Here is an 18,374-nt window from a genome sequence, read left to right as displayed (position 1 = left end):
CAGGCCGTCTGAAACAGTATATTTTAAAACAGTCAAACGGCGGGCAAGGATGCCCGCCCTACGGCACACAACCGCACACCCCATAAAACAAAACCAAAAAGGCCGTCTGAAAACGCAATATGTAGGGCGGGCATCCCTGCCCGCCGCCCTAAAACCCGTTGAATAAGGAGAAACCCAATGAGCATCAAACTGCCTTTAGAAAAAAACCAACTGCTCGAAGTCTACCGCCGCATGAAAACGATACGCGAATTTGAAGAGCGGTTGCATATCGACTTCTCGCGCGGCGACATTCCCGGCTTCGTACATCTTTACGCAGGCGAAGAAGCCACCGGCGTGGGCGTGATTTTCCACTTGAACGACAACGACCACATCGCCAGCACCCACCGCGGGCACGGCCACTGCATCGCCAAAGGTGTGGACGTGATCGGCATGATGAAAGAAATCTACGGCAAGCGCGACGGTGTGTGCCGCGGCAAAGGCGGCTCGATGCACATCGCCGATTTGTCAAAAGGCATGATGGGGGCGAACGGCATTGTCGGGGCGGGCGCGCCGCTGGCCTGCGGTGCTGCGTTGGCAGCCAAATTTCAGGGCAAAGGCGGCGTGGCCATCACCTTCTGCGGCGACGGCGCGGCCAACCAAGGCACCGTGTTGGAAAGCCTGAACTTAGCGGCCATTTGGAATCTGCCGGTGATTTTTGTGATTGAAAACAACGGCTACGCCGAATCCACCGCACGCGATTACGGCACCGCCGCCAACAGCTTCGCCGACCGCGGCATCGGTTTCGGCATCCCCGGCGTGGTAGTGGACGGCAACGACTTTTTCGCCGTGTACGAAGCTGCCGGCGAAGTGATCCGGCGCGCCCGCAACGGCGGCGGCCCGGCATTGCTCGAATGCAAAACCAACCGTTTCTTCGGCCACTTTGAAGGCGACGCGCAAACCTACCGCCCGAAAGGCGAAGTCGACAACCTGCGCGCCCACCACGACTGCCTGAAAATCTTCCGCCAACGCGTTACCGAAGCCGGCGTGATTACCGATGCCGAATTGGACGCCATCGACAAAGAAGTGCTCGAGTTAATCGAACGCTCGGTACAGGAAGCTAAAGCCGCGCCGGTGCCGACGCCGGAAGATTTGCTGACTGACGTTTATGTAAGCTATTAAAAACCAAAAAACAGGAGAAACAGATCATGTCCCGCCAATTAACCATGAAATTAGCGCTTAACGAAGCCATCGATCAGGAAATGAGCCGCGATCCCACCGTGATTATGATGGGTGAAGACATCATCGGCGGCGCAGGCGCCAGCGGCGAACGCGACGCTTGGGGCGGCGTACTCGGCCTCTCCAAAGGGCTGTATGCCAAACACGGCGACCGCCTGATGGACACGCCGCTTTCCGAAGCCGCCTACATAGGCGCGGCCATCGGCGCCGCCACTTGCGGCCTACGTCCGATTGCCGAATTGATGTTTATCGACTTTATGGGCGTGTGTTTCGACCAAATTCTCAACCAAGCCGCCAAGTTCCGCTATATGTTCGGCGGCAAAGCAGAAACCCCCGTCGTTATCCGCGCGATGGTCGGCGGCGGCTTCAGCGCAGCGGCGCAGCACAGCCAAATGCTCACGCCCATGTTTGCCCATGTGCCGGGCTTGAAAGTGGTGTGCCCGTCCAATCCTTATGACGCCAAAGGCTTGCTGGTTCAGGCCATTCGCGACAACGACCCCGTGATTTTCTGCGAACACAAAAGCCTGTACGGCGTAAAAGGCGACGTGCCGGAAGAGCTGTATACCCTCCCCTTCGGCCAAGCCAACGTCGTGCGCGAGGGCAAAGATGCCACCATCGTCGCCTACGGCATGATGGTTCAGCGCAGCATGGATGCCGCCAAACTGTTGGAAAAAGAAGGCATTGAAGTCGAAATCATCGACCTGCGTACCCTCTCTCCGCTCGACATCGACACCGTGTTGAATTCCGTAGAAAAAACCGGCCGCTTGGTCGTGGTGGACGAAGCCAGCCCGCGCTGCAACATCGCCACCGACATTTCCGCCCAAGTATGCCAGCACATGTTCGGCGCGCTCAAAGCAGGCATCCGAATGGTGTCGCCGCCGCACACGCCCGTGCCGTTCTCCAACGTATTGGAAAAACTGTATCTGCCCGGCGGCAAACAAATCGCCGACGCCGTGCGCAAAACCTTAGGTAAGGTTGAGGCCGTCTGAAAACCATGATCAAAGCAACGGCGGGCAAACATGCCCGCCCTGCCGAAGCCATACCTGAACCCGCTGAAATCTTGTTCAGACGGCATTTACCATAAACAAAGGAGACAACCATGAGTAACATCAAACCCGTCATCATCCCCAAATGGGGTCTGACCATGGAAGAAGGCACCATCAACGAATGGCTGATTGAAGTCGGCACACCCGTGAGCGTCGGCATGGAAATCCTCAACATCGACACCGACAAACTCACCAACGCCGTCGAAGCCACCGACTCAGGCGTATTGCGGCGCATCCTCCACGGTGCAGGCGAAACCCTGCCGGTCAAAACCCTGATCGGCATCCTCGCCGATGCCGACACCTCCGAAGCCGACATCGACGCCTTTATCGCCAACTGGGTGCCGCCGTCTGCCGACGAAGTGGATGAATAAACTAAATTAAAAACGAGCCATAACCATGCCTGTCTGAAACACCATCCCTATTTTTCAGACAGGTGTAACCAACAAAGGAGAAACAACATGTCCCGACAAAAAACCGCCGTGATCACCGGCTCCGCCGACGGCTTGGGCAAAGGCATAGCCGAACGCCTTGCACAAGACGGCTTCAACATCGTGCTATCCGACATCAACGCCGACACACTCGCACAAACAGAGCAGGAATTTAAAAGCCGCAACCAACCCGCAGCCTCATTTGTCGGCAACGTTGCCAAGCGCGAAGACCAGTTTGCCCTGGTAAAACACGCTGTCGATACCTTCGGCAGCATAGACGTATTCATCAACAACGCAGGCATCGAAGAAGTGATGCTGCTGGAAGAAGTGGGCGAAGCCGACATCGACCGCGTGTTCGACATCAACGTCAAAGGCGTGATTTTCGGTACACAGGCCGCCGCCGAACAAATGAAAAAACAAGGCGGCAACCGCGTATACAAAATCATCAACGCCTGCAGCATCGCCGGCCATGAATCATTCGACCTTTTGGGCGTATATTGCGCCAGCAAATTCGCCGTACGCGCAATCACCATCGCCGCCGCCAAAGAACTGGCCAAATACAAAATTACCGTCAACGGCTACTGCCCCGGCGTGGCAGGCACCAAAATGTGGGACCGCATCGACGCCGAAATGGGCAAATACCTCGGCCTCAAACCGGGAGAAGCATTTGAAAAATTCTCAACCGGCATCCTGATGGGGCGCACGCAAAAGCCGGAAGACGTGGCCGCATTAGTACACTATCTCGCTTCGGAAGATTCCGATTATATGACCGGGCAATCGCTGATTATCGACGGCGGTATGGTGTATCGTTAAACTCAGAAAAGGCCGTCTGAAATCAAAACGCGCATCATCCCAGATTGTTGTAAAGAATGCCTGTCTGAAACCCAATTTAACGTTTCAGGCAGGCATCTGAAACTCATTGAGCTATTTTTACAATCCGCAACAATTTCGGCACAAATAAAAAACAACCTTACACAAAGCCTGTTTGCTTTAACATCATGCTTGCTACAATTTTAAGCACCTGTGTCAATTTTGATGAAGCAGGTAAATGGGCATATCCGCTCATAATCAAATCAACTCAAGACAAGAAAGGTTTCCGCATGAAACATCAATCTGCACGTTTGGCTGCCTTTATGGTGGCAGCTTTGGGAGCATCGTTTTCTACCGCTGCAATGGCCGATGAAGTAACCGGCCCCTACATTCAAGGCGATATCGGCTTGGCCAATATAAAAGTAGATGATGACGAAAAATTCAAAGTGCGCGACACATTCAAAAGCTTGAAAAACTCTTACAAAGATTCAGGCTTTATGCCCCGTGTAAGCGCCGGTTATGATTTCGGCGACGTGCGCGTAGCCGGTGATTATACCCACTACAAAAACATGAATGACAGCGCCAAAAAAGGCGATGAGCAGCTGGACGTTAAAGTAAAAGCCCGAGGTATGGGCGCATCCGTGATTTACGATATTCCGCTGCAATCGAACTTCCAACCCTACGTTGGCGCACGCTTGTCGGCCAACCGGTTGAAGTATGAATCGCATGGCGTTTCAGCCGGCACCCGCTCCCATACTTCCGAAAGCAAAACCAAAGTAGGCTACGGCGCAATGGCCGGTGTGGGCTACAAATTCAGCAACAATCTGGCCGCCGATGTGGGCTACCGCTACAACCGTTTGGATTCAGACCTGAAAGCGCATGAAGTATCCGCCGGTGTGCGCTACACATTCAACTGATGCAAAGCCTTTGAAGGCTGACATATAAAAAGCGTACTGCTTCGGCGGTACGCTTTTTTTACATCATATAGACAATCAACTTAAGAAAAAGCACACACGTCATACTCGGGCTTGACCCGAGTATCTTGAGTTTCAGTAAATTTGGGGATACTCGGGTCAAGCCCGAGTATGACGGTACTATTATCCAAATGGTTTAACTATATGCCTGTCTGAAAACGCGTTTTTCTTTTTCAGGCAGGCATTTCCTCTTTATCTTCTAATCGGCATGCCAACCGCCGCCCAACGCCTTATACAAACCAATCAGCATCCGCGCGCGCGCCAGTTGTGATTGAATCAGGTTTTCCTGCATCGCTTCTTCGTTCAGGCGTGCGGTGAGGGCGTTATCGAGTGTTTTTTGGCCGTATTTAAACAGTTTTTCGGCATCGCCCGCCTGTTTTGCCGCCTGTTTGTGTGCGGTAACGAGCAAGGTGTTTTGGCGGGTAAGCGCGCCGTGTGCCTGATATGCGCTGTCCACTTCGCCGAGAGCTTTGAGGATGTTTTGGTCGTATTGCAATAAGGCCGTCTGAAGCCGTGCATCGGCAGCGGCGATGTTGGCTTTGATGCGCCCGTTGGTGAAAATCGGCACTGTGATGCCTGCTTTGATTAAGCTGCCCCAGCCTTTTAAATCGCTGTCGCTGTCGATACTGATGGTGCCTCTGCCCAAAAATTCGATGGTAAACCGCGGCAATAAGTCGGCTTTGGCACTGGCGAGCTTGGCGGCATAGGCGTTCACTTGCGCGGCATGGGCGCGGATGTCGGGGCGGCGCTCAAGCAGGCCTTGCGGGGTTTGGCCGCTCGGGGCGGCGGGTTGCGCGCTTAAGATGTTGACGCTGCTTTCCGGCAGGGCAAATGTTTGCGGGGTTTGGCCGGTAAGCACGGCGATGCTGCGCACATGGGCGGCGTATTCCGATTCGATGGTGCTTTGTTTGGCGCGCAAGGCGGTGAGCTTGCTGGCGACTTCGTCCACTTCATAAGCGGTAACGTGGCCTGCTTTGAAACGGCCTTGTACATATTTCGCCAGCCGCTCGACGGTGGCGATATTGCGGTTTACCGATTTCAAACGCGCTTGGGCGGCGCGGGCTTGCAGGTAATGCTCGGCAATTGCGCCGCCGATCAGCACTTGCGTGCCGTACACTTCTTCCTGCCTGCCGAGTGCGGCATAAGCGGCGGCATCGGCATCGCTGCGTTTCTGCCCGAAAATATCCGGCTCCCACGACGAGGAAAAGCCACCCGTAAGACTGTTGCCTTTCAACGTGAAACGCTCTCCCGCCAAATCGGCAGCCTGCGGAATCCTTCCGAGCACGGCGCGGGCTTCGTCGCTCAGCGGGTTGCTGATGCGGGCGTTGAGGCGTGATGCTTCCGCGCCCGCGCCGATCGTCGGGCCTTTATCGGCATCGGCCAAGCGCTCAATGGCACGCGCTTCGTTCAAACGGCTGCGGGCAATTTGGATATCGTGGTTTTGCTGCAAACCTTGTTCGATTAAGCGGCTGAGTACGGGGTCGTTCCAATGCTGCCACCAGCGGCCGATTTCCGCGCTGCCGCGCGCCGCTTCCGCTTGGCTGAAGGCTTGCGGAATATCGATTTTGCTTTTGAGCGGCACAACGGTGCTTTTACAGGCGGCGAGCATCAGTGCCAACATCAGGCTGCTTGCAACGGGGTTCAAACGGGGTTTCATGGCTTTTCCTTATCTTTATTTTCAGACAGGCATGTAGGCCGTCTGAAAGCAAACTTTGTGAGTTTCGCTAAAACGTTTGTGCAGATTGTTTCGGTCATGCGGCTTACACATACTTCTCCGCCTCGCGGATACTGAGTTTCGCCATACGGCTGCGGTACCGTTCGATAAATGCCCGCACCCATTCGGGGTTGGTTTTACTGTAATCGCGCAACGCCCAACCGATGGCTTTGTTGATGAAAAATTCTTTTTGCTCCAGATTGTTGCAGATAATTTGCTCCAGCAGCGCGGTGTCGGTTTTGTCTTTGCGCAAAAGCTGGTGGTCGATGGCGACGCGCCGCAGCCAGATATTGCCGCTGTTGCTCCAATCCAGCAGCACGGCATTGGTTTCGGGGTAAACCAAAGCGATGCCGCCGACAATGCGGTCGAGCACGTCCGCCGTATCCCACCACGATTTTTCGGTAATCAGCTTTTTCAGGTGCGGAATGTCTAGCGGCGTGAGCTTTTTCTGCATGGTTTTCAGATACTCAAGCGCACAGTATTGCAGCTCGCGATGCGGATTAGCCCAACATTGTTCGACAAACCGCCAGTCAACTTCTTCTGCCGCCGCATTTTTAAACAACGGCTTGCAGATTTGAGCCAAACGCGGCTTGCTGATGCCGAGATAGTCGAAACGGTGTTTCATATAGGCTTTCATCGGCACGGCGCGTTCGGGGTCGGCTTCGCGGGTAAGGATAGCGAGCAGTTCTTCGTAATTCATCGTATGCACCTTTTTCAGACGGCCAACAATGCCATTCGAGCCTGCAAATTATTCTTTAAGCTGCACAAAAGAAATGCCGTTGCCTTCCGGATCGGCCACATCGCAAGCCAGCACCACTTCCCAATCGACAATTTCCCCCGCCTCGATGCCTGCCCGAATAAGCGCTTCGCGGCAAGCGGCCACGTCGTCCACACCGATAACCACCACCGCCTTACCGCCCGTCTCCGCACCGGCGAGTTGCAGCCAAGCATGGTCGGCAATACGCCATTCCGCCATGCCTTCCATCGGCACCTCGTCCGGCTCACTCAGCCATGTTTGATACCACGCCAGCGCGGTTTCATAATCCGCCACATTGATAACGGAAACCAAATCGTTGGTTTTAAACAGTTTCATGCTTTTCTCCTGCGTGTAGAAGATTGTGATTGTTTTTCAGACAGGCATTGCGCCTTGCCGTTCCAACAATGTTTTTTACTCCGCCACTGCCACATCAAGATCCACAGTTTGGTATTTCGGATATTTTAGGCTTAGGGAGTTTGGTTATCTAAGAATACCGCACCTTTGATATCAATTGGAAGGTTCCTGACTTTGGAACAGTTGATTGTTTTCAGACGGCCTGCTCGGGCTTGCCCCGAGTATGACGAGCGTACTATTTTTATCTTTAAGTTGATTCACCATAACAGGCTTTTTCAGATATTAATAAAGACGATGCCCCTGTTTAAGCGGACTTAAACAGGGGCTCAACTCATTTCTGAATCTTTACGTCGCGGCACGTCTTTTCAGACGGCCTTATTGTAGCAACGGCTCTCATCTCGTAGTGCAACAATAAATTTGATTCTAATGATGATGAAAACACTTGTCAAATATTTATTTCTTTACTATAAATAAGCGTATGTATTTTTTTGTAAATCAAGATGAAAAGGGGAAGAAATGAAAAAACAGCCGCAACGCTATATTTTGGGTTTGGATTTGGGTATTGCTTCAGTAGGCTGGGCCTTGATCTTAGTGGATGGAGCGGAAAATCCCGTCGGCCTGCTGGATTGCGGGGTACGCACGTTTGAACGGGCGGAAGTGCCGAAAACAGGCGATTCTTTAGCCTTGGCCCGCAGGCAGGCGCGCAGTGTGCGCCGCTTAATCCGCCGCCGCGCCCACCGTTTACTGCGGTTGCGCCGCCTGCTCAAGCGCGAAGGTATTTTGAGTGCTGCCGACTTTAATTCAGACGGCCTGCCTAATCTGCCGATTGATGCTTGGCAGTTGCGTGTGGCGGGCTTGGAGCGAAAACTGACAAATCAAGAGTGGGCGGCGGTATTGCTGCATTTGGTCAAACACCGCGGTTATCTGTCGCAACGAAAAAGCGAAACCCAAACGGAAAACAAAGAATTAGGCCGTCTCCTTGCCGGCGTGGCCGAAAACAGCAAACTGCTGTCAGAAAGCTCCGAACAATACCGCACGCCTGCCGAATTGGCGGTTAAATTATTTGCGGAACAATCGGGGCATTTGCGCAATAAAGGCGGCGAATACACCCACACTTTCAACCGCTTGGATTTACAGAAAGAGCTGCATTTGCTGTTCGAGCGGCAATATGCGCTCGGAAACCCGTTTGCTTCGGCAGAGTTGCAAAGCAAAGTTGATGAATTACTGATGACGCAGCGCAGTGCCTTACAGGGTGAAGCAGTGTTGAAAATGCTGGGTAAATGCACATTTGAGCCTTCCGAATACAAAGCGGCTAAAAATACTTATTCTGCCGAGCGGTTTATTTGGCTGACCAAACTAAACAACCTGCGGATTCTGTACAACGGCGAAGAGCGGGCTTTGGATGAAGGCGATCGCAAAAAGCTGTTGGACGAGCCGTATAAAAAAGCCAAACTAACATATAAACAGGTGCGCTCAATATTGAATCTGCCTGAAAGCGCAGTATTCAAAGGGCTGCGTTACGGAAAAGATTCAGACGGCCTCAAGGCGGAAAACGGCACATTAATGGAAATGAAGGCCTACCACAAAATCCGCACGATATTGGACAAAGCAGGTTTGAAAGGCGAATGGGAAAACCGCATCCGCAATCCCGAAATACTGGATAAAATCGGCACGGCATTTTCACTGTATAAAACCGACGAGGATATTCAAGCAGCCTTGGCCGATTTAAGGCTACCTGAAAACGTGTTGGACGCGCTGCTGGCAGGTTTGAACTTCGATAAGTTTATCCAACTTTCGCTGAAAGCCTTAAGGAATATTCTGCCTTTAATGGAACGCGGCATACGCTATGACGAAGCCTGCAAAGAAGTTTACGGCGATCACCGCGCCTTGGCAGAATCGAAAAATCAAGTGCTGCTGCCACCCATTCCCGCCGACGAAATCCGCAATCCTGTGGTACTGCGCACACTCACGCAAGCACGCAAAGTGATTAACGCGATTATCCGCCGCTACGGTTCGCCGCAGCGGGTGCATATCGAAACCGCACGCGAGTTGGGCAAATCCAAACAAGAAAGAGATAAAATCGACAGAAAAAATAAAGAAAATCAAAATGATAGAAATCGATTGGCTAGTGATATACGCAAGCATTTTAATTTTGAACCAACGCCTAAAGATATTTTGAAATTAAGGTTATATGAGCAGCAACATGGAAAATGTCTGTATTCCGATTTAAGAGAAGAAAAAGGGGAATGTCTATATACAGGGAATGTTATTGAACTGCACAGATTGTTTGAGGATGGTTATGTCGAAATAGATCATGCTTTACCTTTGAGTAGAACATGGGATAACAGTTTGAATAATAAAGTTTTGGTTTTGAAATCATCTAATCAAAATAAAGGTAATAAGACACCTTATGAATGGTTGGATGGTGCAAATAACAGCAGACGTTGGCGTGAGTTTCAGGCACGGGTGCAGGGTTGTCATTTCCCTTACGTTAAAAAACAGCGTATTCAGACGGCCAAATTGGACAGTAAAGCCGAACAAGGCTTTTTGGAACGTAACCTGAACGATACCCGTTATATCTCAAAATTCATGTGTCAGTTTATTACGGCGAATTTAAGGCTAGCTGAGACATCGAATGCTTTGATGGAAGAGGTCGCTGGCGAGAATCCATATTGGAAAGAAAGAAAACGCCAACGTGTTTTTGCTCCAAGCGGATCGATTATTGCCCTGCTGCGCGGTTTGTGGGGCTTGAAAAAAGTAAGGGAAGACAACGACCGCCACCACGCACTCGATGCCATCGTGGTCGCCTGCTCCACCGTTTCCATGCAGCAGAAAATCACCAAAGCCATGCAGCGACGTGAAACTTTGGAAACCGTGGATAGCGAAACCGGCGAAGTCAAAACCCGCATTCCGCAGCCGTGGGATTTCTTCCGCCAAGAAGTGATGATACGGGTATTCAGCGACTCTCCCCGTGAAGAGCTGGCAGAGAAATTAAACAGCCGGCCTGAAGCATTGCATGATTTTGTATCGCCTTTATTTGTCTCACGCGCGCCCAACCGCAAGATGACGGGGCAAGGGCATCTTGAAACCGTCAAATCCGCCAAACGCCTGTCTGAAAACATCAGCGTGGTGAGAAAGCCGCTCACAGCGTTAAAACTGAAGGATATTGAAAATATCGTCGGCTATCCCGACCGCGAGCCTGCTTTATATCAAGCTTTGCGGGAACGGTTGCTGGCGCATAAAGACGATCCCGTTAAAGCGTTTGCCGATAAACCGTTTTACAAGCCTGCGAAAGATGGCGGGCAAGGGTCATTGGTCAAAGCTGTTCGAATTATTGAAAATACCAAACATGGTTTAAAAATACGTAACGGCATTACCGATACTAACGGTGATATGGTTCGGACGGATGTCTATCAAAAAACAGATAAAAAAGGGAAAAGACAATATTTCATTGTTCCCGTATATGCTTGGCAAGTTGAAAAAAATGAGCTGCCGACAGTTGATTGTAAAGGATATGAAATTGATGACAATTATGAATTTTGTTTTAGTTTATATAAATATGACCTTATTGAAATCCAAAACCCTAACGACATAAATCAAGAACTTCGGGCTTACTATATTAATTGTGACAGCTCGGATGGCAGATTTTGGCTGGCATATCATGATAAAAGTGCTAAAGAACAACAGTTCCGGATCAGTACGCAAAATCAGCCGATCATAAAAAAATATCAGGTCGATACTTTGGGTAAAGAAATCCGCCTTTGCAAAGCAGAAAAACGCACTGCATTGAATGGCAAAAAGAAAAAATAACCCTTAGCGGCTGCACCTTCAATGGTGTAGCCGTTTTACTGTATAACCCATTTAAAAAAGACTACTTACGGAGAAAATCAAATGACTTGGCGCAGCATTTTAATCAGCCGCCCTGCACGCCTGTCGCTACAACAAAGCCACCTGCTGATTCAACAGGACGAAGCCATACCTATACCGCTGGAAGACATCGCCGTGATTGTAGTCGAAGCACGGGAAGTGGTACTAACCGCACCCTTGCTATCTGCACTGGCACAATACGGCATCACCCTGCTTACCTGCGACGAACAATTTTTGCCCTGCGGCCAATGGCTGCCGTTTGCACAATACCACCGCAGTCTGAAAGTGCTCAAACAACAAATCAATATGACAGAACCGCAAAAAAAGCAGCTATGGCAACAGATTGTGAAACAGAAAATCCGCAATCAGGCTTGGCTGCTCGATTACAGCGGCCACGATATTGCCGCAAGCCGTCTGAATGCCTTGGCCGACAGCGTAAAATCCGGCGATAAAAACTTCGCCGAAAGCCAAGCTGCCGCTTTGTATTTCCGCGTACTGTTCGGGGAACAATTTGCCCGCAGTCATGAAAACAGCGTAAATGCCCATTTGAATTACGGTTACAGCATTCTGCGTTCGGCCGTTGCCCGTGCACTTGTGCAATACGGCTTTCTACCTGCACTTGGGCTGCACCACCGCAACGAACTCAATCCTTTCAATTTGGCCGACGACTTTATCGAACCATATCGTCCCATTGCGGATTTATGGGTTTACGACAAGATGCTTTCCAACAGTCTGCCAGAGGAGCTGGCACCCGCAAGCAAACAACAACTAATCTCTTTGTTATGCTGCCAAGCAGCTTTGGACGGAAACAAATATAGTGTATTGGCTGCCATAGACCGCACCATACAATCTTTTCAGACGGCCATCAGCCAAAACAAACCCAAACTTTTAAAACTGCCACAAATGCTGCGCTTAAAGGTACATGATTATGAGTGAGGCCAAATTTATGCGCTTAATCGTTTTCTTTGACTTGCCTGTAACCACCGCTGCCAAAAGAAAAGCAGCCAACCAATTCCGTAAATTTCTACAGAAAGACGGTTATCACATGCTGCAATTATCGGTTTATTCACGCATTGTAAAAGGACGCGACTCGTTGCAGAAACACCACAAAAGACTGTTAGTACATTTGCCCGAAGAAGGCCAAGTCCGCTATTTGGAGGTAACAGAAAAACAATATGCAAGCATGGTTATGCTTATTGGAGAGCCAAAACCCCGCGAAAAAAAGGTCAATGCCGACCAACTTTTACTTTTTTAAAGTCGTTTTTTTAACCAAAATAAAACAGGGAAGCCTTATTTTATAAGGCTTCCCTGTTGAAGTATTGTAGCACTACGAGATGAGAGAGGAAGCTACAACTGTTTCTGCCTATATAATGTTTTCAGGTCTATTGTAGCACTACGAGATGAGAGAGGAAGCTACAACATTCCGGTTATTCAGGATTTTCAAATTCAAATTGTAGCACTACGAGATGAGAGAGGAAGCTACAACAATGTGTAGACCAGCCTGATAACGTTGCTAATTGTAGCACTACGAGATGAGAGAGGAAGCTACAACAAAAACCCGAATATCGCAGACGCTCTCAATATTGTAGCACTACGAGATGAGAGAGGAAGCTACAACACAGGTGCTGAATCATCACTTTGGAAACCGATTGTAGCACTACGAGATGAGAGAGGAAGCTACAACCCAAGTCGCGGTCGAGCAAGGGTTCAAGGGATTGTAGCACTACGAGATGAGAGAGGAAGCTACAACCCCTTCGATCCGTTTAGGCAGCCCCCGCAAATTGTAGCACTACGAGATGAGAGAGGAAGCTACAACGACACAGCCACTGTAAATAACATCCACATAATTGTAGCACTACGAGATGAGAGAGGAAGCTACAACCCGGGCAATAGGCTTTAGCGACGATAAGCTATTGTAGCACTACGAGATGAGAGAGGAAGCTACAACGCAGGGGGAGGAACTACGACAGCACCTGCCATTGTAGCACTACGAGATGAGAGAGGAAGCTACAACGTTTTCAGCGTACTCCCGCCGGGCAGATAAATTGTAGCACTACGAGATGAGAGAGGAAGCTACAACTCCGTGTCGCCTCTATCTTCCATCGCTTTGATTGTAGCACTACGAGATGAGAGAGGAAGCTACAACGCAAAAAGCGAAGCATACGAACATTTCGTAATTGTAGCACTACGAGATGAGAGAGGAAGCTACAACGCAATCCGGCTGCCATTTGCGCACCCGCCAATTGTAGCACTACGAGATGAGAGAGGAAGCTACAACAATTGTGAAGAACATTATGATGGGGAATTTATTGTAGCACTACGAGATGAGAGAGGAAGCTACAACTCGCTTGAGCCGCATATGTTTACCGGTGCCATTGTAGCACTACGAGATGAGAGAGGAAGCTACAACCCGCTGCGCGTCCTATGGGTGTATTCGGGAATTGTAGCACTACGAGATGAGAGAGGAAGCTACAACGGCGCCATGGTGCGTACGGTCAAAAGCTATAATTGTAGCACTACGAGATGAGAGAGGAAGCTACAACCCGCTGGTGGATACGGAGGGGTTGCGAGAAATTGTAGCACTACGAGATGAGAGAGGAAGCTACAACTGGCAATCCAAACAATGGAAACAATGGCTGATTGTAGCACTACGAGATGAGAGAGGAAGCTACAACTATAAACAAAAGCTTCAGCATCGCTATCAAAATTGTAGCACTACGAGATGAGAGAGGAAGCTACAACCTTCACATCGTGAGGCAGCTTCATTTTGTCATTGTAGCACTACGAGATGAGAGAGGAAGCTACAACTTTTTACACCACGCCTGTGCAGTCTGCCGAATTGTAGCACTACGAGATGAGAGAGGAAGCTACAACGAGGGCTTACTGATGTACGCCATGTTGGGTATTGTAGCACTACGAGATGAGAGAGGAAGCTACAACAAAAAAAGATGTGGATGTATATACAGAAGGATTGTAGCACTACGAGATGAGAGAGGAAGCTACAACCGTCCTCTCCCACGAGGGCGGCTATGTCAAATTGTAGCACTACGAGATGAGAGAGGAAGCTACAACAGGACATCTCGGCCGAGCAGACATCCTCTCATTGTAGCACTACGAGATGAGAGAGGAAGCTACAACTATTTTGCCGCCTATCTCGTAGTTTATTTCATTGTAGCACTACGAGATGAGAGAGGAAGCTACAACCACACTTGAAATTTTATTTTCTTCTTTTCACCGTCACGACCATATCAATTTCCATCTTATCTTTATTTCAGACAGGCATTGCGCCTTCCAATTCCAACAACGCCTTCTTCCGCGCAAGGCCGCTGCCGTAGCCGGTTAAGTCGCCGTTGCTGCCGATCACGCGGTGGCACGGTATCAGGATGGAAATTTTGTTCTGCCCGTTGGCGGCGGCTACGGCGCGCACGGCCTGCGGTTTGCCGATGCGTTCCGCCTGCTGCTTGTAGCTGCGGGTTTCGCCGTAGGGAATGCTTTGCAATGAGCGCCAAACTTGCCGCTGAAAGAGTGTGCCGACCGGGTCGAGCGGCGTGGCGAAGTTTTTCAGACGGCCTTCAAAATACAGATTCAACTCTTGCTGTAAAGTTTGGCTGTGCGCTGTGTCGCGCCACACAAAATCCGCCTGAAATGCTTTTTGCACGGCCAAGAGTTCGCTCTCTATTATTTTGCGCTCGGGAAACTCCAGCAGGCACAAGCCTTGTGTGCTGAATACGGCCAACATCTGCCCTAACGGGGTGGCGTGCACAGAAACCGTCAGCTCGTTGTCGTGTTTGCTGTTGCGTTGTGCCAGCAGGTGTGTGATGCGTTTCAGGCGGATGTACTGCCCGAGCGATATGCCGACGTGCCGCTCGAAATCTTTTTTCAGCATAACCGGTTCGTCTGCCGATTCGAGCGGGTGGTCGCGGTAGGATTCGGGCGGATTTTCCCGTGCGGCCAGCCATGCGGCATAAGCCCGCCACCGTGCGGGAAGCAAGGTTTGCGGATCGGGCAGCCGGCGGATATCCATTGTGTTTCCTTTCTTTTTTCAGACAGGCATTATTCGCCACCCGATATTTATCTTGCAAACCCATCATAAAAATATAGGCAATAGCTGCCGCAAATATCTATACCGCCAAGCCGGCTTCAAGCTCTAATATCGCGTGAGCAATGATAATAGAAACAACAATATAAACCATTTCATTACCTTATCCTTTACATAGAGGGCACTGTAAGTAAGAATGCATAACCTACTACGCGCTTGAAGCATTTATGAATACAGTCACTTTATTCTACTTTTTCCTCTCCAGCATCCTGATTGCCGCCTTGCCCGGGCCGGCGATGATGTTGGTGATTCAAGGTGCGGTAAAAGATGGTTGGCGCGCAGGCTTGGCAGTTACTTTGGGCATTTTGGCGGCTGATGCGGTGTTGCTGGCAGCGGTTTGCGTGGGTTTGGGCGGGCTGATGGCGGCTTCGCCCAAAATTTTGTTTGCCATGAACGCAGCGGCGGCTTTATATCTGCTTTATCTGGGCGCGCGTTCTTTGTATGAAATCCGCAGTATCCGCGGCGGTTTGGTTGAAAGCGGCGGCAACACGGGCTGGAAAACCGGCTTTTTCGTTACCATCATCAACCCGAAAACCATTATTTTTCTATTAGCTTATTTTCCCCAATTCATCGACGCCTCCGCCCCGCTTTCCGAAACGGCACAGCTTTTGGTGCTTTCCGCTTTGTTTCTGCTGGCCGTTGCGGTGGTCATGCTGGTGTACACACAGGCGGCTCATGTGGCGCGGAATTATCTGGCCCGGCCGATTGCCCGCCGTGTGATGGCTTTGGTGTTTGGTTTGCTGCTGGTTTATATCGGGGCGGAAGGCTTGATCAGCCTTTTTGTGTAAAGTTTTCAGACAGGCATAGCTTTGCACAATGCCTGTCTGAAAAGGCGCATTGTTCATCAACTTGAAAACTACGTCTATCACGCACCAAACAACGCGGCCTTGCCTTCTGCGCCGGACACATCCAGCACTTCGATATTTTCCCCGTCCAATACTGCCTGCGTGAGCATGGCCACGCCGCCGGAGGGGCCGATTTCCAAAATGCGGCGGACGCCCAGCTCTGCCATGCGGCGGCATTCTTCCACCCAATCGACCGGATCGACCAACACAGTTTGCGCAATGCTGCGCGCCTGTTCTGCGTCCAAACCGCAGGCCGCCGCCCATTCGTCCACTTGCGCCACGGCGGGTGCCAGCGCGGGATGGTGGAAGCCGACTTCCACTTCAAGCGGCACGAGCAGCGATTCGGGGGTGAGGCCGTCTGAATCTTTTATTGTGGTCGAAAGTTCTTCACACACGCGCTGCACCGATTCCGGCTGCCCGCTTACTACAAAGGCTTCTTGGCTGTTGCGCAGGCCGATGCACGGGCAGGCGGCTGGATCGGTTGGGGCGGCGGGGAACAGGCTGTCCACCATGTCGGCAAGCTGCGCTCGGCTCACGCCCTGCACCATCACCATCGCATGGCCGCCGTCGTGCATGTACATGCCGGTTTTTCTGCCTTGCAAAGTAGCGGCCGCGCCGATCAGTTCGGCCAATGCCAGAATTTCGGCGGCGCGCTGCGGTTCGCTAACCAGATAACGCCCGAGTATGCCTTGCGAATGCCCGATCACGCCCGCCGCTTTGCCGATGTCCAGTCCGCGTGCTTTCAAGGTGTGCAGATTGGCGATTTGCGAGAGGAAAATGCCGGGCACGCTCACGCCAGCACGCACCAAGTCAATTTCGCTGTTGCCGTCTGCCCACGCAATCGGTTCAAAACCCTGCGGGCGGGCGGCGGCAAGCTGCTCCGCCACGGGCGCAACCATGCGGGCGGCGGCAGCGGCAATCTTGCCGGTTTCCTCCCGCGCACCTTCGGCCAAAGCCTCTCGCAACATACTTATCCAATCAAACCCTTGCCCGGAAAAACACAATGCAAACGGTTCGGCATGTACACGCTCAAGCAGGCGTTTTTGTTCGGTTTCACCCATTGTCTCACTCCTTGTATGATGGTTTTCAGACGGCCTCAGCGGCCTTTGACCGCATCCTCAACACTCAGCCATGCTGCTCCAGCATTTTTCTAAACCGCATCAGCGCAAATGCCAAAAACAGCAGGCCGGTCAAAGCCATTGCCAAAAGCTGCGGCCACACGATGCTCAAGCCGGCATTGCGAAACAGCACGCTTTGGGCAAACCGGATAAACTGCGTGCTCGGCCAATATTCGCTGATCCATTGCGCCGCTGCGGGCATATTGTTGCGCGGCGAGGCCACGCCGGAAAACAGCAGCAGCACCATATACAGCGGAATCATCAAGAGTCCGAACTGCGCCATGCTCGGCGCAATCGTGGCAAGCATCACTGCCAGCGCGGCAATAGAAAACAGATACACGGCCACGCCGAAGCCGTAGAGCAGAAGGGAGCCGTAAACCGGCACGCCGAGTATCCCCTTTACCACCAACCACATCGACAGCATACTCACCAGCAAAATCACCGCACTGTTGGCCAGCACTTTCGCCAGCATGATTTCGGCGGCGTTTACCGGCATCACCAGCAGATGCTCGATGGTGCCGTGTTCGCGTTCGCGGATCACCGCCGCGCCCACCAAAATCAGCGCCAACACCATCACCATATTGCCCAACTCCATCGGCGGCCCGTAATAGCTGCCTTCGGCATTGGCGTTGAAGTGCGAACGGATCACCGGCTTCACGGGCAGCCATTTCTCCGCCGACTGCTGCCGTGCAAACTCCGCCGTTTCGCGCTCCAGAATGCGGGTCAGATAAGCCGCGCCCAAACCGGCCTGCGACATGGCGGTGGCGTCCACTTGCAGCAGCAATTCGGGGCTGCGCCCCATCAGCACGTCGCGCTCGAAGTTCGGCGGAATTTCCAAAGTAAAAATGTACCCGCCCTTGTCCATCGCCTCATTCACCGCTTCCGCCGCCACTTCCTGCGGCGGCCGGAAAAACGGCTCGCGCACGGCATCGCGCAGGCGGTAGGAAAGCGCCGAACGGTCGCCGTCCACCACCGCCACGGCAGCGTTTCTCACTCCGGGGTCGATTTCAGCTGCGGACAAAACCGTTACCGTAAACATAAACACAATCAACACCATCAGCACCAAGTCGGAAAACAGGCTGCGGAGTTCTTTTTGTGCTAAGTAGAAGATGTTTTTAATGCTGCGCATGGGCTTGCCTTGGGGGTT

At 51.6% G+C, this 18,374-nt stretch carries 15 protein-coding genes and 1 CRISPR repeat array; of the genes, 9 read left to right on the top strand and 6 right to left on the bottom strand.

Annotation, left to right across the window (positions count from 1 at the left end):
• Positions 1–177 precede the first annotated feature (177 nt).
• From HMPREF9370_RS01760 to HMPREF9370_RS01740, 5 genes are all read left to right on the top strand, one after another.
• Complete coding sequence (locus HMPREF9370_RS01760; protein ID WP_009115553.1) at positions 178–1,158, top strand: thiamine pyrophosphate-dependent dehydrogenase E1 component subunit alpha; 981 nt, start codon at positions 178–180, stop codon at positions 1,156–1,158.
• Positions 1,159–1,184: 26 nt separating this feature from the next.
• Positions 1,185–2,204, top strand: a complete 1,020-nt coding sequence (locus HMPREF9370_RS01755) for an alpha-ketoacid dehydrogenase subunit beta (protein WP_009115552.1) — start codon at positions 1,185–1,187, stop codon at positions 2,202–2,204.
• Between the two features lie 110 nt (positions 2,205–2,314).
• Positions 2,315–2,632 (top strand): biotin/lipoyl-containing protein, encoded by a 318-nt coding sequence (locus tag HMPREF9370_RS01750; RefSeq protein WP_009115551.1) that lies wholly within the window; start codon positions 2,315–2,317, stop codon positions 2,630–2,632.
• 87 nt (positions 2,633–2,719) lie between these two features.
• Positions 2,720–3,502 carry an acetoin reductase gene (locus HMPREF9370_RS01745; protein WP_009115550.1) on the top strand — a complete coding sequence of 261 codons (783 nt, stop codon included), beginning with the start codon at positions 2,720–2,722 and terminating at the stop codon, positions 3,500–3,502.
• A gap of 287 nt (positions 3,503–3,789) precedes the next feature.
• Positions 3,790–4,416 (top strand): opacity family porin, encoded by a 627-nt coding sequence (locus HMPREF9370_RS01740; protein ID WP_156792954.1) that lies wholly within the window; start codon positions 3,790–3,792, stop codon positions 4,414–4,416.
• 256 nt (positions 4,417–4,672) lie between these two features.
• Here HMPREF9370_RS01740 and HMPREF9370_RS01735 read toward each other — a convergent pair whose 3' ends face one another.
• The 3 genes from HMPREF9370_RS01735 to HMPREF9370_RS01725 all read right to left on the bottom strand — a co-directional run bounded on the left by HMPREF9370_RS01735 (position 4,673) and on the right by HMPREF9370_RS01725 (position 7,280).
• Positions 4,673–6,130: an efflux transporter outer membrane subunit gene (locus HMPREF9370_RS01735; RefSeq protein ID WP_009115548.1), complete on the bottom strand. Its 1,458-nt coding sequence runs from the start codon at positions 6,128–6,130 to the stop codon at positions 4,673–4,675.
• Positions 6,131–6,233: 103 nt separating this feature from the next.
• Complete coding sequence (locus HMPREF9370_RS01730; protein WP_009115547.1) at positions 6,234–6,887, bottom strand: DNA alkylation repair protein; 654 nt, start codon at positions 6,885–6,887, stop codon at positions 6,234–6,236.
• A 48-nt stretch (positions 6,888–6,935) separates the two neighbouring features.
• Complete coding sequence (locus tag HMPREF9370_RS01725) at positions 6,936–7,280, bottom strand: VOC family protein (protein WP_009115546.1); 345 nt, start codon at positions 7,278–7,280, stop codon at positions 6,936–6,938.
• Between the two features lie 534 nt (positions 7,281–7,814).
• Between HMPREF9370_RS01725 and cas9 the strand changes: the two genes are divergently transcribed.
• From cas9 to cas2, 3 genes are all read left to right on the top strand, one after another.
• On the top strand, positions 7,815–11,108 hold the full coding sequence (gene cas9, locus HMPREF9370_RS01720; RefSeq protein ID WP_009115545.1) for a type II CRISPR RNA-guided endonuclease Cas9: 3,294 nt from the start codon (positions 7,815–7,817) through the stop codon (positions 11,106–11,108).
• An 81-nt stretch (positions 11,109–11,189) separates the two neighbouring features.
• Positions 11,190–12,101: a type II CRISPR-associated endonuclease Cas1 gene (gene cas1 / locus HMPREF9370_RS01715; RefSeq protein WP_009115544.1), complete on the top strand. Its 912-nt coding sequence runs from the start codon at positions 11,190–11,192 to the stop codon at positions 12,099–12,101.
• Positions 12,094–12,420 carry a CRISPR-associated endonuclease Cas2 gene (cas2, locus tag HMPREF9370_RS01710; protein WP_040666777.1) on the top strand — a complete coding sequence of 109 codons (327 nt, stop codon included), beginning with the start codon at positions 12,094–12,096 and terminating at the stop codon, positions 12,418–12,420. Before cas1 ends, cas2 begins: the two co-directional genes overlap by 8 nt.
• 63 nt (positions 12,421–12,483) lie before the next feature.
• A CRISPR array of direct repeats spans positions 12,484–14,369; the repeat unit is 36 nt; unit sequence ATTGTAGCACTACGAGATGAGAGAGGAAGCTACAAC.
• Between the two features lie 67 nt (positions 14,370–14,436).
• On the opposite strand, the gene HMPREF9370_RS01705 is transcribed toward cas2, so the two are convergent.
• The gene (locus tag HMPREF9370_RS01705; RefSeq protein WP_009115539.1) at positions 14,437–15,189 is read right to left on the bottom strand and encodes a methylated-DNA--[protein]-cysteine S-methyltransferase; all 753 of its coding nucleotides are present in this window, start codon (positions 15,187–15,189) and stop codon (positions 14,437–14,439) included.
• Positions 15,190–15,431: 242 nt separating this feature from the next.
• Between HMPREF9370_RS01705 and HMPREF9370_RS01700 the strand changes: the two genes are divergently transcribed.
• Complete coding sequence (locus tag HMPREF9370_RS01700; protein ID WP_009115537.1) at positions 15,432–16,052, top strand: LysE family translocator; 621 nt, start codon at positions 15,432–15,434, stop codon at positions 16,050–16,052.
• A gap of 77 nt (positions 16,053–16,129) precedes the next feature.
• Here HMPREF9370_RS01700 and HMPREF9370_RS01695 read toward each other — a convergent pair whose 3' ends face one another.
• Together HMPREF9370_RS01695 and HMPREF9370_RS01690 are read right to left on the bottom strand one after the other, a co-directional pair.
• Positions 16,130–17,170 (bottom strand): ACP S-malonyltransferase, encoded by a 1,041-nt coding sequence (locus HMPREF9370_RS01695; protein ID WP_009115536.1) that lies wholly within the window; start codon positions 17,168–17,170, stop codon positions 16,130–16,132.
• A 64-nt stretch (positions 17,171–17,234) separates the two neighbouring features.
• Positions 17,235–18,356 carry an ABC transporter permease gene (locus tag HMPREF9370_RS01690; RefSeq protein WP_009115535.1) on the bottom strand — a complete coding sequence of 374 codons (1,122 nt, stop codon included), beginning with the start codon at positions 18,354–18,356 and terminating at the stop codon, positions 17,235–17,237.
• Positions 18,357–18,374 lie beyond the last annotated feature (18 nt).

The sequence above is a fragment of the Neisseria wadsworthii 9715 genome (genome assembly GCF_000227765.1).
GTDB classification, from domain to species: domain Bacteria; phylum Pseudomonadota; class Gammaproteobacteria; order Burkholderiales; family Neisseriaceae; genus Neisseria; species Neisseria wadsworthii.
The sequence above is the reverse complement of the archived record's forward strand: the minus strand, read 5'-3'. Positions and strand labels throughout refer to the sequence as shown.